Here is a 15,008-nt window from a genome sequence, read left to right on the forward strand (position 1 = left end):
AGAATCCTGTAAAATCAGTTGCGAGTGGGACGATTGCACCCGGCGCCGGGCGCCCTCGGCAGGAATTGCCCGGCATTAACCATACCGCAAGCAACGCAGCCGAGGTTGGCCCCTGCGTGTGGGGTTGAGTGGGGCCGGAACATGAAGGTCATCGGACCGGGCGGCGTCAGTCAGACGGGCGGCCCGTCGAAGGCGAAGGGCGGTGGCGGCGGCTTCCGCCTGCCGGGCGTCGGACAGACCGAAGGGCCGTCGCAGACCAGCGGCGTCTCGGCGACCTCGAGCATCATGGGCGTCGACGCCCTGCTCGCGCTGCAGGACGTGGGCGGGCCGCTGGAGCGCAAGCGCAGGGCGGTGAGCCGGGCCGGGCGGATCCTCGACGTGCTGGACGAGGTGAAGGTGGCGCTGCTCGACGGCGCCCTGTCGGGCCACCAACTCGACCGGCTGCGCCGGGCGGTGCGCGACGAACGCGCCCTGACCGACGATCCGAAGCTCGAAGCTGTGCTGGACGAGATCGAGGTTCGCGCCGCGGTCGAGGTGGCGAAGCTTGAACAGGCGCGCCCTGCGGCGTAATCACCGCGCCATATACGGGCCGTTGAAACCGGTGTTCGCTTTGCTATAAGCCGGTCGCGTGTCTCAGTTCTTAGGGGGAGCGTGAGGTTTTCATGAAGGCGGCCACAGTCTTGGCTGACAAGCCCGAGTATCGTCCTTCTGAGGACGAGGAGTTCATGAACGATCGGCAGCTTGAGTACTTCAAGCAAAAGCTGCTGAACTGGAAAGAAGATATCCTTCGCGAATCTCGCGAGACGCTGTCCCATCTGCAAACCGAGACTGAGAACCACCCGGACCTTGCCGACCGGGCCTCATCGGAAACCGACCGGTCTCTTGAACTGCGCACCCGGGACCGCCAGCGTAAGTTGATTTCCAAGATCGACGAGGCGCTGCGGCGGATCGACGACGGCTCCTACGGCTTCTGCGAGGAGACCGGCGAGCCGATCGGGGTCGCCCGCCTGGAGGCCCGGCCGATCGCGACGCTGAGCCTCGAAGCCCAGGAGCGGCACGAGCGCCGCGAACGCGTCCACCGCGACGACTGACCGACCTGATGGCCCCGCGCGGGGCCATTTTTGTTTTCGTCCCTCCCTTGATCGGGAGGGACAGCGCGCGTCAGCGCGCAGGGTGGGGAAGTCACGCTCAAGCGCTGACTCTGAGCTTGACCCACAGAGCCCCCACCCCGCTCGCCTGGCGGCGAGTCGACCCTCCCCCGTTAAGGGAGGGAGGACGCCGCGCGGACCGGCAGGCCGGGCTGGCGCAGGCGCACGGCGGTCTCCCAGGCGCCCACGAAGATCGGGACAGCGCTGACGGCGGCCGAGAGGCCGAGCGGGCTGAACCAGTGCGCGGCGGCCGCGAGCGCCAGGAGCAGGACGAGGCCCGTCACCCGCGAGCGGGCGACGACGCCGAGCACCGCCCACTTGAACCACAGGGCGCCGGCCAGGGAGACCGCCGGGCCGCCGACCACGACCCAGACGGTCGAGGTGGCCACGTGCCCGTCGGGATGGGCCAGCACCAGCTCCCAATCCCGGTCGCGTCCCTGCGTCCATGCGCCGACGGAAGGCCGAAACCGTGAGCCAGGTGGCCAGCCAGGCTGGCACGAGCCGCTGGACGCCCCCTGGCCCGACGGCAAGCCGCCGGCGCCGGGACGGGGGCGGGGCGGCGGCGACCCTGACGGCGCGCGGTCGCGCAGGGTCAAATGATGCATGTCTGCAATTGCCGCCGTTCGAATTTACGGTATGGATTGGCGGAAGCGCGGCCGTCGATGCCGCGCCGTAAAGGCGGGAGACGGGGGATGCAGAGCTTGAGTCTTTCGCGCCGGGGCCTGGTCGGTCTCGGGGTCGGGCTGCTGGCGGCGGGCCGGTCCTGGGCGCAGGAGGGCGGCGTCGTCGAGACCACCGAGGGACGCTACCGCGGCCGGGTCGAGAACGGCGTCCAGGTCTTCCGGGGCATGCGTTACGGCGCGGACACCTCAGGCGCCGGACGGTTCCGGCCGCCCCGGCCGGCGGAGCGGTTCGCCGGCATCCGTGACGCCTTCGAGTTCGGAGACCAGGCCCCGCAACCTCGCACGATCCTGACCGTGCCCGGTCCGATCAGCGAGGATTGCCTGCGCATCAATGTGTGGACCCCCGCCGTGGGCGGTTCCGGGAAGCGGCCGGTCCTGCTGTGGTTTCACGGGGGCGGGTTCGAGGCCGGCACAGGTTCGAGCGGCCTCTACGACGGCGCGAACATGGCGGCCCGCGGCGACGTGGTGGTCGCGACGATCAACCACCGCCTGAACGTCTTCGGCTTCTGCGACCTGTCGAGCGCGCTCGGCGCCGACTTCGCGCAGTCGGGGAATGTCGGCTACCTCGACCTGGTGCTCGCCATGAGGTGGGTGAGGGACAACATCGCGGCCTTCGGCGGCGACCCGGGCAATGTGATGATCTACGGCCAGTCGGGCGGGGGCCGTAAGGTCAGCGTCTGCTTTGCCGGGACGGAGGCCAACGGCCTCTTCCACAAGGGCGTCGTGCAGTCGGGCTCGCACCTGCGGGTCCATACCCGCGACCAGGCCGCGGCGCTGACCAACGCCCTGCTGAAGACGCTGGAGATCGCGCCCGGCGACGCCCGCAAGCTGCAGCAGGTCGCCCCCGACCAGCTTGGCGCCGCTCAGCGCAAGGTGATCGCGGCGGCCGGCTACCGGTTCGAGCCCGTCATCGACGGGATCTCGTTCAAGGCGGACCCCTGGCTTCCCAACGCGCCCCGGCAAAGCGCGGACGTGCCCCTGATGCTGGGCACGACCCAGACGGAACTGTCGAACCAGCTCGGCCGGGACGAAACGCTCTTCACCATGGACGAGGCGGGCCTGAAGACCCGGCTGGCGACCCTCATCCCGCCCGACGCCGTCGACGAGGCGGTCCAGGTGTTCAAGGCCTCGACCCCTTCCGGCTCCAACGCCGAGATCTTCTTCAAGGTCGCCTCATGGCGGGCCTACATCACCAACGCCACCACCATGGCGGAGAGGCGGCATGCCCAGCGGGGGAAGGACAGCCGCACATGGGTCTATCAGGTCACCTGGCGCTCGCCGGTGCAGGGCGGCCGCCGGTACAGCGAGCACACGATCGACCTGCCCTTCATGTTCGACAATGTCGCGCGTGCGCCGCACCTGACGGGTCCGCCCAGCGAGGAGACGAAGGTGATGACCGAGGCCATGGCCAACGCCTGGATCGCCTTCGCCAGGACGGGCGACCCGAACCATCCAGGCCTCCCGAAGTGGCCCACCTACGACCCGGCGACCCGACCCGTGATGCAGTTCGACGCGCCCCCGAAGGTGGCCAACGACCCGTTCCGCGAAGAGCGGATGTTCATGGCGCGCTTCCCCGCCGTTCGCGGCGGCAGCTAGGAGCCTTCAGGCATGACCGACCTCAAATCGAGCCGGCGCGCGGTGCTGGGCGCTGCGGGCGCCTCGTTCTTCATGGCCGGCGTGGCCCGTGCGGCGACGACCGACATCTTCCCCATCGTCGAGACGGCGGACGGCCGGCTGAGGGGCCTCGTCTCGGGGGGCGTGAAGGTGTTCAAGGGCGTGCCCTACGGCGCCGACACCTCCGGGCCGAACCGCTTCCGGCCGCCACAGCCGGTGAAGCCCTGGGCCGGCGTCCGCGACGCCCTCGACTATGGACAGGTCTGCCCGCAGACCCCCGGCGACCGGCGCTCCGACTACGCCAACCTGATCTATCTGGACATCCAGCCCGGCGGGATGGGCGAAGACTGCCTGAACCTGAACGTCTGGACGCCTGAGCTGTCGCGATCGGCTCGCAAGCCGGTCATCGTCCGCTTCCACGGCGGCGGCTTCTACGGCGGCTCCAGCAATTCGCCCGGGATGGACGGCGAGATGCAGGCCCGCCACGGGGACTGCGTGGTGGTGAGCGTCAATCACCGGCTGTCGGCGTTCGGCTTCCTGCACCTGGCCGACAGCGGGGCGCCGGCGGCCTTCGCCCAGTCGGGCATGGCCGGCATGCTGGACCTCGCCGCGGCGCTCCGCTGGGTGAACCGCAATATCGAGGCGTTCGGCGGCGATCCTTCCCGCGTGCTGATCATCGGGCAGTCCGGCGGCGGGGCCAAGGTCTCGGGCCTGATGGCCATGCCGTCGGCCGCCGGCCTCTTCCACCGCGCCGTCCAGATGAGCGGCGCCATGCTGCGCGTCGCGCCGCGCGAGCGCGCCCAGGCGACGGCGGACGCCTTCCTCAAGACCCTGAACCTCGCGGGCGGCGACGTCCGCAGGCTCCAGTCGATCCCGGCCTACGATCTCCTCTCGGCCCAGGCCGACATGGAGGCGGGCCAGCGGCTGCGCGGGGAGGCGCCGAACGCCTTCACGCCCGTGCTGGACGGGGTGGCCATGCCCCCGCCACCCATTCGACCCCGACGCCCCGGCGATCAGCGCCGACGTGCCGATGATCGTCTCGACCACGCTCGACGAGCGGAGCTACCGCCAGCGGAACTTCGACGAGACCTGGGAAGGCGTCGCAAAGGCCTTCACGCCCCGGCTGGGCGCCCGGACGGCCGAGATCCTCCAGATGTACCGCGACGAGGATCCGCGGGCGGCGCCCTACCTCATCCAGTCGCGGGTCATCAGCGACATGGGGCGCGGCGCCAGTTTCGCCATGGCCGAGCGGAAGGCGGCGCTGGGCCCTGCGCCGGCCTATGCCTATCTGTGGAAGGCTCCGAGCCCGGCCTGGGGCGGGCGCTATGGCGCGACGCACGGGGTTGACGTGGGGCCGAGTTCGCGCGAGATCCGCGGCGCCCTGCAGGGGCCGAACGCCAACAGCGCACGCCTGGCCGATGAACTCTCGTCGGCGATCGTGGCCTTCGCGGCGACGGGCGATCCGAACACCAGCAAGCTGCCGAAATGGCCGCCCTACGAGCCGACGCGCCGGGAGACCCTGGTGTTCGACAATCCGGCCAGTCGTGTCGAGAGCGACCCCCCGGGCGCCGTTCCGCAAGCTGTGGGCGACGCCGCCGGCCGGGTGAGGTCCGCGGCCGTCTTTGCGCTTCGTCAACGCTGCCGCTATATATGCTCAATCTGAGCATTTCCCCCTCGGGGCAATGTGTCTGCTATAGCCGCGCTGGCGCCTGAGCCCCGGGCGTGCGTTGCTCGGCGACAGAGCAGGGGAGCCGCGGGTGAGCCAGGCGTTCTATTCGATCCATACCCATGGCTTCGTCCGGGTGGCGGCCTGCACGCCGGCGGTGTCGCCCGGCGATCCGGGGTTCAACGCGGCCGAGACCCTGGTCCTGGCCAAGCAGGGGCACGCGCGCGGCTGCGACCTGATGCTGTTCCCCGAGCTGGGGCTTTCCGCCTACGCCATCGACGACCTGCTGCTGCAGGATGCGCTGCTGAAGCGGGTGGAGGCGGAGATCGCGGGCCTGGTGAAGGCCAGCGCCAAGCTGACGCCGGCCCTGCTGGTCGGCGCGCCGGTGGTCCACAACGGGCGGCTCTACAACTGCGCCGTGGTGATCCATCGCGGTAAGATCCTCGGCGTGGTGCCGAAGAGCTTCCTGCCGAACTACCGGGAATATTACGAGAAGCGCTGGTTCGCCCCCGGCGCGGGCGTCACGGGCCTGACCGTCCGGCTGGCCGGGGAGGAGGTCCCGTTCGGCGTGGACCTGCTCTTCGAGGCCGAGGACCTGGCCGACTTCGTCTTCGCCGCGGAGATCTGCGAGGACTTCTGGGCCCCGACCCCGCCGTCCACCGAGGCCGCGCTGGCCGGCGCGCTGATCCTCTGCAACCTCTCGGCCTCGAACATCGTGGTCGGCAAGGCGGGCGACCGCGAGACGCTGTGCTCCGCCCAGTCGGCCCGCTGCCAGGCGGCCTATCTCTATTCGGCGGCCGGGCCGGGGGAGAGCACCACCGACCTCGCCTGGGACGGCCAGGCCTCGATCCATGAGCTGGGGGCCCGGCTCGCCTGCACCGACCGCTTCCCGACCGAGCCGCAGATGGCCGTGGCCGACGTGGACGTGGACCGGCTCAGGCTGGAGCGGATGCGGACGCCGACCTTCAACGACGCCGCGGCGGCGGCCGGCCATCCCGAGCGCCGCTACCGCCGGGTGCGCTTCCGGCACAGGCCGTCGTTCGACGACATCGGCCTGCTGCGCCACATCGACCGCTTCCCCTTCGTGCCGGACGATCCGGCGAGGCTCGACCAGGACTGCTACGAGGCCTTCAACATCCAGGTGCAGGGGCTGGTCCGCCGGCTGCGGGCGACGAAGTCGAAGCACATCACAATCGGCGTCTCCGGCGGGCTCGACAGCACGCACGCGCTGCTGGTCGCGGCCCGCGCCTTCGACCTGCTGGGCAAGCCGCGCTCGGAGATCCTGGGCTTCACCATGCCGGGCTTCGCGACCAGCGAGGGGACCAAGGCGAACGCCTGGAAGCTGATGAACGCGCTGGGCGTCACCGGCGAGGAGATCGACATCCGGCCGGCGGCGATCCAGCTGCTCAAGGACATGGGGCACCCGTTCGCGGGCGGCGAGCCGGTCTATGACGTGACGTTCGAGAACGTGCAGGCGGGGCTGCGCACCGACTACCTGTTCCGGCTGGCCAACCAGCGGCAGGGGTTCGTGCTGGGCACCGGCGACCTGTCGGAGCTGGCGCTGGGCTGGTGCACCTACGGCGTCGGCGACCAGATGAGCCACTACAACGTCAACGGCTCGGTGGCGAAGACCTCGATCCAGCACCTGATCCGCTGGGTGGTCAAGACCGGCCAGCTCAATCCGGAGGCGTCTGAGACCCTGCTGGACATCCTGGGGACCGAGATCTCGCCGGAGCTGGTGCCGCCGGACGCGTCAGGCGCGATCCAGTCGACCCAGGCGAAGATCGGCCCCTACGAGCTGCAGGACTTCAACCTCTACTACATCACCCGCTTCGGGCTGCGGCCGTCGAAGGTGGCCTTCCTGTCGTGGCACGCGTGGAAGGACAGGGCCGCCGAGCCGTGGCCGCCGAACTTCCCGGCCGAGGCGCGCAACGAATACGACCTGGCGACCATCAAGCGCTGGCTGGGCGTGTTCCTGTTCCGGTTCTTCGAGATCAGCCAGTTCAAGCGCTCGGCCATGCCGAACGGGCCGAAGGTGATCTCCGGCGGCAACCTCTCGCCGCGCGGGGACTGGCGGGCGCCCTCGGACGGCACCGCCAGGGTCTGGCTGGAGGAGCTGGAAGCCAACGTCCCCTAGCCGCTCAGTGGGGGGCCCGACATCCGGAAGAGGCCGGCCGCCAGCGCGTGGTGGGTGTCCGGCCTCCCGGCCTCGCGCCGCGCCTTCAGCCAGCGCCAGGCGGCGGCGACCACGAGGACCCAGCCATAAGGCACGTCGCGGTGGGTCTTGAATTGCAGGTCCATGAGCTCTCTCCCGTCTGGGGCTGAATGTGACGGGAAGGTGCGCTGGAGCGGGGCTGTGGACAAACCGGTTCTCCTGCTGCATCCATAAAGACAACTTATGTCGGACGTCCTCGCCACCCTCCCGCTCAGCGCCATCCGCGTGTTCGAGGCGGCCGCCCGCCTGGGCAGCTTCACCCGCGCCGCCGACGAACTCGGCATGACCCAGGCGGCGGTGAGCTGGCAGGTGAAGGCGCTGGAGACGCGGCTCGACCAGCCGCTGTTCCGCCGGCTGCCCCGCGAGGTGGCGCTGACCCCGGCCGGCGAGCGGCTGGCCCGGGCGGCCACCGAGGCGACCACGGCGCTGCGCGGCGCGCTCGCCGACATCCTCGACAAGTCCGACGGGGTGCTGGCGATCTCGACCCTGCAGACGCTGGCCATGCAGTGGCTGGCGCCGCGCATCGGCGCCTTCCAGGTGGCGCATCCGCAGATCGCGGTGCGGGTGGAGACCTCCAACCGGATCGTCGACCTGCTGCGCGAGGATGTGGACGTCGCCATCCGGGCGGGGAAGGGCGACTGGCCGGACCTGGAGACCGTGCGGTTGTTCTCGGCCGTGGAGACGCCGGTGGCGACGCCGGAGCTGCTGGCGCGCCTGGGGCCGATCGCCGGGCCGGCGGACCTCCTGGACCTGCCGCGCATCGGGGCCGGCTGGGAATGGGACCTGTGGTTCCGCGCGGCCGGGGTGACGCCGCCGCCGGGCAAGCTCGACGTGACGCCCCGGCTGGCCGGCGACGCCCAGATCCTGGAAGTGGCCGCCGCCCTCGCCGGACAGGGCTTCGCGCTCGCCTCGCCGATCCTCTATGCGGCGGACATCGCATCGGGCCGGCTGGCGCAGCCGTTCGAGGTCACCGTTCCCATGGGCCAAGCCTACTGGCTGGTCTATCCGAAGGACCGGCGACGGACGCGCAAGATCGCGGCGTTCCGGGACTGGCTGCTGGAGAGCGTGTCGAACGACCCGGCCGTCGCCCGCTGGAACACGCTCTAGCTGAGGCCGGCGATCCGCTGCTCGTCGTGGGCGTCCACCGAGACGCCCTTGCCCAGGAGAGCCGGGACCACGTCCTCGATGCGGTCGACGGAGACCCAGGCGTCCATGAACTCCGGCGGGGTGAGCTTCTCGTCCACGGTGTGCTGGAAGAGGCTGTAGAGCGGATCCCAGAAGCCGCGCGGGTTGAAGAACACCACCGGCTTGGCGTGCAGGTCGAGGCGGCGCCAGGAGAGCAGCTCGACGATCTCCTCCAGCGTGCCGATGCCGCCGGGCAGGACGACGAAGCTGTCCGAGCGCTCGAACATCATGATCTTCCGCTCGTGCATGGAGGCGACGACGATGTGCTCGACGCTTTCCAGCGCGCGCTCCTTGCCGACCAGGAAGTCGGGGATGATGCCGAGCACCCGGCCGCCGGCCTCGTGGGCGCCGCGCGCCACCGCGCCCATCAGGCCGACGCCGCCGCCGCCGTACACGAGCTTCAGGTCCGCGGCCGCCAGCGCCTGGCCGAGCACGGTGGCCGCGCTCAGGAACTGCGGATCGGCGGCGTCCGAGGAACCGCAGAAGACGCAGACAGAATCCAGGCGGTCACGCCCCATGAGATGGTACTCCGAAGAATCGCTGGGCTCGGGCGCTCTCTTCAGCGCGGGGCCAAACCCGATTAGCTATGGCCAGGGCCAGGGAGATTCAAGCCAGCCGTGTTGTCCGTCCCCATGCGTATAGCCGCGGTTGCGGCCGTTCTGACCCTCGCGGCCTGCGGTCGCGGCGCGGACAACCCCGCGGAAGGCGCCGCCGGCGACCGGCCGGAGGCGGCCGGCTACCTGTCGCCGCCGGTGGCCGCGGCCTTCGCGGGCGGGCTCCTGTCGGGCTCCGGCGCGCCCGGCGCCCGCGTCCGGCTGGCGAGTCCCGGCGGCGCGGCGCAGTTCGCCGAGGTCGCGTCCGACGGCCGCTGGACCTTCCGGCCGCCCCCGGCGCAGGAGCCGCGGATCTACGGCCTCTCCATGACGTCGGGGGGGCGAACGGTGCAGGCCCAGGGCTATGTGCTCGTCTCGCCCCGTGGCCAGGCCGCCCTGCTGCGCGCGGGAGGCGGATCTCGACGGCTCGATCGACAGGCGGCGGGGCTGGGCGCCTTCGACTACGACCGTGGCGGCGGCGCGGTGATCTCCGGGGCAGCGCCGGCCGGCGCCGTCGTGCTCGTGCGGCTCGACGGCCGCCAGGTCGCAGAGGGGCGGGCCGACGCCGCCGGGCGGTTCACCATCGCGCTGCCCCCGATCGGCGGCGGCGGACACCGCCTGGAAGTGCAGGGCGACGGCTTCGAGGACGAGGCGAGCGTGGATACCCGTCCGGCCGAACCCCTTGTGGGCGGCCCGCTCCGTAGCCAGTTCTCCGGCGCAGGCCTGCGGGCCGACTGGCTGACGCCGGGCGGCGGAGTGCAGACCACCGTGCTCATCGACTGAAGAGGCCTCCGAGATTGGCGTACATCCGCGCCCATGCCGCCCGGGGCAAGTTCAGCGGGCCCGAGGCCATCGCGCCGGCCGGGGCGAAGTTCGACTTCTGGAGGTCGATGGCCGACCTGGGCAGCCTGGTGCTCCGCTCAGGCGCGCCGCAGCTTCGCCTGCGCATCGGCGCAGCGCTGGTGCTGGTGCTGATCGGCAAGGTCTGCACGGTGCTCGCACCGGTGCTGCTGGGCGACGGGATCAACACGCTCACGCCCAGCGCCGACGGGCTCGGAGTCGTCGTCGGCTGGACCTTCATCAGTCTGGCGGCCGGGTTCGCGGGGCTCCGGCTGATCGCCGCCTGCGCGCCTTTCGCCCGCGACGCCATCTTCACCCGCGTCTCGCAATCGACCATGGCGCGGGCGGCCGTGGAGACCTTCGGCCACGCGCTGGCGCTGTCCCTCGACTTCCACCAGTCGAAGCAGACCGGGACGCTGTCGCGGATCATCGACCGCGGGGCGCGGGCGACCGACTTCCTGATCAGGAGCCTGATCTTCAGCCTCGGCCCGACGCTCGTGGAGCTGGTGCTGGCCATGGCGGTGATGACCCTCAGGCTCGACTGGCGCTTCGCGCTCACCGCCTTCGTGACGCTGGTGATCTATGCGGTGATCACCTTCAAGATCACCGACTGGCGGCTCTCCCACCGGCGCGAGCTGAACGATGCCGAGAACCGGGTGGCCGGGCTCTCGTCCGACGCCCTGATCAACTACGAGACGGTGAAGACCTTCGGCGCCGAACGCCGCGTCGAGGGCGCCTATGAGACGGCGATGGCGACCTATGTGGACGCCAGCTCGCGGGCCAACGGCTCGCTGAACCTGCTGAACGCCGCCCAGGCTCTGGTGCTGAACGTGGGCCTGGCCGGCCTGACGGTGATGGCGGGCTACGAGGTGGCCGGCGGCCGGCTGCAGATCGGCGACATCACCATGGCGATCCTGCTGCTCTCCAACCTCTATGCGCCGCTGGGCATGCTGGGCTTCCAGTACCGGGAGATCCGCCAGGGCCTGATCGACATGGAGCAGATGGTGGCGCTGAAGCAGCGCACGCCGGACATCGTCGATGCCGCGACGGCCCTCGACCTTCCGCCGGCCAGCGGGCAGGGGGCCTCGGTGGCGTTCGAGGACGTCCGCTACACCCACGATGCCCGCTCGACCGGCCTGCGCGACGTGAGCTTCCACGCCAGGCCGGGTGAGACCGTCGCCCTGGTGGGGCCCTCCGGCGCGGGGAAGACCACCGCGGTCCGGCTCGCCATGCGCCTGCTGGACCCGCAGGGCGGCCGCGTGACCCTGGATGGCCTGGACATGCGCGAGGTGCGCCAGGCCTCGCTCCGGCGGGCCGTGTCCCTGGTTCCGCAGGACGTCGCCCTTTTCAACGACACGCTCTACGCCAACATCGCCTTCGCCAGGCCGGACGCCAGCGCCGAGGACGTGCGCGCCGCGGCTGACGCCGCCGAACTCGGGGCCTTCATCGACGGGCTGCCGAACGGGATGTCGACCCTGGTCGGCGAGCGGGGCCTGAAGCTCTCAGGCGGCGAGCGCCAGCGTGTGGGGATCGCCCGGGCGCTGCTGGCCAATCCCCGTTTGCTGATCCTCGACGAGGCGACGAGCGCGCTGGACGGGCCTACCGAGGCGGCGATCCAGGAGACCCTGCGCAAGGCGAGGGAAGGGCGGACCACCCTGGTCATCGCCCACCGCCTGTCGACCATCGTCGACGCCGACCAGATCCTGGTGCTCCGGCGCGGCAAGATCGTCGAACGCGGCACCCATGCCGAGCTGCTGGCGAAGCAGGGCGAGTACGCCGCGCTGTGGCGGCGCCAGACCCGCCAGGCCTAGGCGCTACTCGGCGGCTTCCGGCAGGTCGAGCGGCGGCCGCTGCCGGCTGTCGATGCTGCGAAGGCGCCGGGATTGCCCCGGCAGATGATCGCGCAGCCAGCCGAACCGGCGCGACAGCGTCTGCGGCGCGGCGAGCAGGACGGGCGTCAGCACGAGGGTCAGCAGGGTCGAGAACGACAGGCCCCAGACCACCGAACCGGAGAGCTGCACCCAGATGTCCGAGCCCGGCGCCTTGGCCTCGATGTGGCCGGTGCCGAAGTTCGGGTGGATCTGGAACATCAGCGGCAGCAGGCCGACCACCGTGGTGAGGGTCGTGAGGACCACAGGCCGGAACCGCTGGGTCGCCGCGCGGACCGCCGCGTCATGGGCGTCATGGCCGTGCCGTCGGAGCTGGTAGAAGGTGTCCACCAGCACGATGTTGTGGCCCACCACGACGCCGGCCAGGGCGACGACGCCCGTGCCCAGCATGATCACCGAGATGTATTCGAAGGTGTTGGCGATGTTCACGAGGACGCCCAGCAGGACGCCGGCGGTCGAAAGCGCCACCGCCGAAAGGGTCACCAGCACGCCGTAGAAGCTGTTGAACTGCCACAGCAGGATCACGCCCATCAGGAACAGCGACACCGCCATGGCGGTCATGAAGAACCGCGCCGCGGCCTGGCCTTCCTCGTCGGCGCCGGTGAACTTCCAGCGGACCGCCGGGTCGATCGGCGCCTCGGCGAGCCAGGGCTTGAGATCGGCGATCTTCTGATTGGCGGCGACGCCTTCCTCGGTGTTGGCCTGGATGATCACCAGCCGCTGGCCCTCGCGCCGCTGGATCTGGGTCACCTGCTGGGCCGGCAGACGCTTGATGAAATAGCTCGCCGGCACCGGCCCCAAGGGGGTGGTGATCTTCAGCTGCTCGAAGGCGGCGGTGTTGCGGGCCGTCTCCGTGAAGCGGACACGGATGTCGAGCTCGTCCTGGGTGTCGTCCGGCCGGAAGCGCCCAACCAGAACGCCGCCGGTCATGAACTGGATCGCCTGGCCCACCGAGAGCACGTCGACGCCGTAGCGGCCGGCCGCCTCGCGGTCGACCTGCAGGTTCCACTCGATGCCCGGCGACGTGCGGGTGTCCTCCAGTTCGATGAAGTCGGGATCGGCGGCGAGCTTGTCGCGCACCAGGTTGGCGGCCTGGTCGAGGAGGGCTGGATCGTGGCTCGAGAGCTGGACCTGCACGGCCTTGCCGGTCGGCGGACCGTTCTGCGGCTCGCGGACCTCCACCTGCAGGCCGGCGATGTCGCTTACCTTGCCGCGGATGTTCTCCATCACCTGCCGGCCGGTCAGGCCTGCCGCCACCAGGTCCTCGTGCTCGGCGAACTCGACGACGATGCGGCCGATGGTGTCGTTCGGGGCCGAGTTGGGGCCGCCGTTGGAGGTGAAGGCGCCGGCCCGCACGTAGAAGGACTGGATGCCCTTCACGTCGGTCATCCGGTTCTCGACCTCGCGGACCAGCAGGTCCTGGGCTTCGGGCGAGAGATTGCCGCGGGCCTTCACATAGACGGTGACCTGTTCGGGGTCCTCTTCCACGAAGAACTCGGTCCGGTGCTTGGTGGCGCCGAACGCAACGAAGATGGCCGCCACGACCGCGAGCGACACCAGCAGGGTCCGGCCGGGGTGATCGCCCAGATAGGAGATGGCGCGCGCATAGCGGCCCATGAAGCCGGTCATCTGGGTCGGATCGCCGTGCTCGGACTTCATCAGGTCTTCGAGGTGGGCGGCGTCAGCCTTTGCGGCCGCCGCCGAACAGCGAGCCAAACGCCGGCGTGAACAGCAGGGCGACGAAGATCGAAGCGCCCAGCACGAAGAACAACGTGAGCGGGAAGTAGCTCATGAACTTCCCGGTGATGGTGTTCCAGAACATGAACGGCAGGAAGGCGCAGAGCGTGGTCAAGGTGCCGTTGACCACCGGCCAGAACATCCGCTTGCCGGCGGCGGCGTAGGCCTCCTCCCGGGTCAGGCCCTCGGCCATCTTCCGGTCGGCGTATTCGACCACCACAATGCCGCCGTCGACCAGGATGCCGACCGCCAGCACCATGCCGAACATGACCATCTGGTTGAGCGTCACGCCCATGAAGTTCATGGCCATCAGCCCGAGCAGGAAGCAGATCGGGATCGAGAGCCCGACCATCAGACCCTGGCGGATGCCAAGGGTGGCGACCACGATCAGCATCACCAGGATGCTGGCGACCAGCAGCCCGCTTTCCAGCACCATCAGGATGCGGCCGATGAAGTCGGAGTTGTCGTAGGTGAAAGAGACCTTCACCGTCGACGGCCAGTGGGCCGACTCCTCCTCGACCACTTTGTGCACCGTGCGCACGGTCTCGAGGATGTTGGCCCCGTTGCGCTTGGAGACGTCGAGGGCCACCGCCGGCTCGCCGTTGAAGCGGGTGATGAACTCCGGCTCCTTGAAGGTGCGGCGCACGTCGCCAATGTCGCCGACCGTCACCAGCCGGTCGCCTGCCTTCTTGATCGGCAGGTTCAGGATGTCCGCCGGGGTCTGCACCACGCCCGGGACCTTCACCGCGAACTTGCCGGCCGCGGTGCGCAGGTTCCCCGCCGGGACGAGCTGATTGTTGCGCCCGATCACGCTGGCGATCTCGGGCGCGGTGACGTTGTAGGCCTCCATCCGCATGGGATCGATGGTGACCTCGAGCACCTCCTCGCGCGCGCCCGACTGGAAGACCTCCTGGACGCCCGGCGAGCTCTCCAGTCGATCCTTCAGATCGCGGGACAGCCGGGCGAGCTCGCGCTCGGGCGCGCTGCCCGGAAAGCACGATGCCGATGATCGGCTGATCGGCGATGCTCTGCTCCTGGATGATCGGCTCCTCGGCGTCCGGCGGGAACCGGCCGCGGGCGAGGTCGACCTTGGCGCGCGTGTCGGCCAGCGCCTTCTCGGTGGAGACGGTGGGTTCGAACTCCAGGGTGACGATCGCCATGTTCTGGCGGGCCACGGAGTTCATGTGCTTCACGCCCTGGATCGTCTGGAGCTGGACCTCCAGCGGCTTGACCAGCAGGCGCTCGGCGTCCTCGGGGCTCACGCCGGGGAACGGCACGGCGATGAAGATGTAGGGCAGCTTGATGTCCGGCTGCGCCTCTCTCGGCATGCTGAAGTAGGCGAGCAGGCCGAACAGGCAGGCGATGAAGGTCACGCCAAGCACGACCTTGCGGCGCTTGATGGCCCCATCGATCAGCGGTTCGATCATCCTGCTCCTCC

General features: G+C 70.1%; 13 protein-coding genes and 2 pseudogenes. 9 read left to right on the forward strand and 6 right to left on the reverse strand.

The features are described 5' to 3' along the window. The first annotated feature begins 141 nt into the window (after positions 1 to 141). On the forward strand, positions 142 to 570 hold the full coding sequence (locus tag LRS04_RS17930) for a flagellar assembly protein FliX (RefSeq protein WP_257817504.1): 429 nt from the start codon (positions 142 to 144) through the stop codon (positions 568 to 570). 92 nt (positions 571 to 662) lie between these two features. Then, positions 663 to 1,091 carry an RNA polymerase-binding protein DksA gene (dksA, locus tag LRS04_RS17935; RefSeq protein WP_257817505.1) on the forward strand — a complete coding sequence of 143 codons (429 nt, stop codon included), beginning with the start codon at positions 663 to 665 and terminating at the stop codon, positions 1,089 to 1,091. A 170-nt stretch (positions 1,092 to 1,261) separates the two neighbouring features. Here dksA and LRS04_RS17940 read toward each other — a convergent pair whose 3' ends face one another. Continuing rightward, on the reverse strand, positions 1,262 to 1,561 hold the full coding sequence (locus LRS04_RS17940) for a low temperature requirement protein A (RefSeq protein ID WP_257817506.1): 300 nt from the start codon (positions 1,559 to 1,561) through the stop codon (positions 1,262 to 1,264). A gap of 279 nt (positions 1,562 to 1,840) precedes the next feature. Here LRS04_RS17940 and LRS04_RS17945 point away from each other — a divergent pair, with 279 nt between their 5' ends. The 4 genes and pseudogenes from LRS04_RS17945 to LRS04_RS17960 all read left to right on the forward strand — a co-directional run bounded on the left by LRS04_RS17945 (position 1,841) and on the right by LRS04_RS17960 (position 7,248). Then, positions 1,841 to 3,427 carry a carboxylesterase/lipase family protein gene (locus LRS04_RS17945; RefSeq protein ID WP_257817507.1) on the forward strand — a complete coding sequence of 529 codons (1,587 nt, stop codon included), beginning with the start codon at positions 1,841 to 1,843 and terminating at the stop codon, positions 3,425 to 3,427. 72 nt (positions 3,428 to 3,499) lie between these two features. Next, positions 3,500 to 4,375, forward strand: a pseudogene (locus LRS04_RS28240) (carboxylesterase family protein); the annotation flags it as partial. A gap of 223 nt (positions 4,376 to 4,598) precedes the next feature. Continuing rightward, positions 4,599 to 5,108 (forward strand): carboxylesterase family protein, encoded by a 510-nt coding sequence (locus LRS04_RS28245; protein WP_257817508.1) that lies wholly within the window; start codon positions 4,599 to 4,601, stop codon positions 5,106 to 5,108. A 94-nt stretch (positions 5,109 to 5,202) separates the two neighbouring features. After that, on the forward strand, positions 5,203 to 7,248 hold the full coding sequence (locus tag LRS04_RS17960; protein ID WP_257817509.1) for an NAD(+) synthase: 2,046 nt from the start codon (positions 5,203 to 5,205) through the stop codon (positions 7,246 to 7,248). Here LRS04_RS17960 and LRS04_RS17965 read toward each other — a convergent pair. After that, on the reverse strand, positions 7,245 to 7,412 hold the full coding sequence (locus LRS04_RS17965; protein ID WP_257817510.1) for a hypothetical protein: 168 nt from the start codon (positions 7,410 to 7,412) through the stop codon (positions 7,245 to 7,247). The genes LRS04_RS17960 and LRS04_RS17965 overlap by 4 nt on opposite strands. Positions 7,413 to 7,509: 97 nt before the next feature. Here LRS04_RS17965 and LRS04_RS17970 point away from each other — a divergent pair, with 97 nt between their 5' ends. Further along, positions 7,510 to 8,433, forward strand: coding sequence for a LysR substrate-binding domain-containing protein (locus tag LRS04_RS17970; protein ID WP_257817511.1), 924 nt, complete (start codon positions 7,510 to 7,512; stop codon positions 8,431 to 8,433). Here the strand turns inward: LRS04_RS17970 and LRS04_RS17975 are convergent. Next, positions 8,430 to 9,029, reverse strand: a complete 600-nt coding sequence (locus LRS04_RS17975; protein ID WP_257817512.1) for a TIGR00730 family Rossman fold protein — start codon at positions 9,027 to 9,029, stop codon at positions 8,430 to 8,432. The two genes, LRS04_RS17970 and LRS04_RS17975, sit on opposite strands and share 4 nt — an antisense overlap. Positions 9,030 to 9,143: 114 nt before the next feature. On the opposite strand from LRS04_RS17975, the gene LRS04_RS17980 reads away from it, so the two are divergent. Next, positions 9,144 to 9,887: an Ig-like domain-containing protein gene (locus LRS04_RS17980; RefSeq protein WP_257817513.1), complete on the forward strand. Its 744-nt coding sequence runs from the start codon at positions 9,144 to 9,146 to the stop codon at positions 9,885 to 9,887. A gap of 107 nt (positions 9,888 to 9,994) precedes the next feature. Next, the gene (locus LRS04_RS17985; protein WP_257819175.1) at positions 9,995 to 11,755 is read left to right on the forward strand and encodes an ABC transporter ATP-binding protein/permease; all 1,761 of its coding nucleotides are present in this window, start codon (positions 9,995 to 9,997) and stop codon (positions 11,753 to 11,755) included. A 3-nt stretch (positions 11,756 to 11,758) separates the two neighbouring features. On the opposite strand, the gene LRS04_RS17990 is transcribed toward LRS04_RS17985, so the two are convergent. The 3 genes and pseudogenes from LRS04_RS17990 to LRS04_RS28250 form a co-directional block, all read right to left on the reverse strand. Continuing rightward, the gene (locus LRS04_RS17990; protein ID WP_257817514.1) at positions 11,759 to 13,492 is read right to left on the reverse strand and encodes an efflux RND transporter permease subunit; all 1,734 of its coding nucleotides are present in this window, start codon (positions 13,490 to 13,492) and stop codon (positions 11,759 to 11,761) included. A 22-nt stretch (positions 13,493 to 13,514) separates the two neighbouring features. Then, positions 13,515 to 14,588 carry an efflux RND transporter permease subunit gene (locus LRS04_RS17995; RefSeq protein WP_374577250.1) on the reverse strand — a complete coding sequence of 358 codons (1,074 nt, stop codon included), beginning with the start codon at positions 14,586 to 14,588 and terminating at the stop codon, positions 13,515 to 13,517. 25 nt (positions 14,589 to 14,613) lie between these two features. Beyond that, positions 14,614 to 14,997, reverse strand: a pseudogene (locus LRS04_RS28250) (efflux RND transporter permease subunit); the annotation flags it as partial. Between the last annotated feature and the right edge of the window lie 11 nt (positions 14,998 to 15,008).

Source organism: Phenylobacterium sp. J367, assembly GCF_024699985.1.
GTDB lineage: Bacteria > Pseudomonadota > Alphaproteobacteria > Caulobacterales > Caulobacteraceae > Phenylobacterium.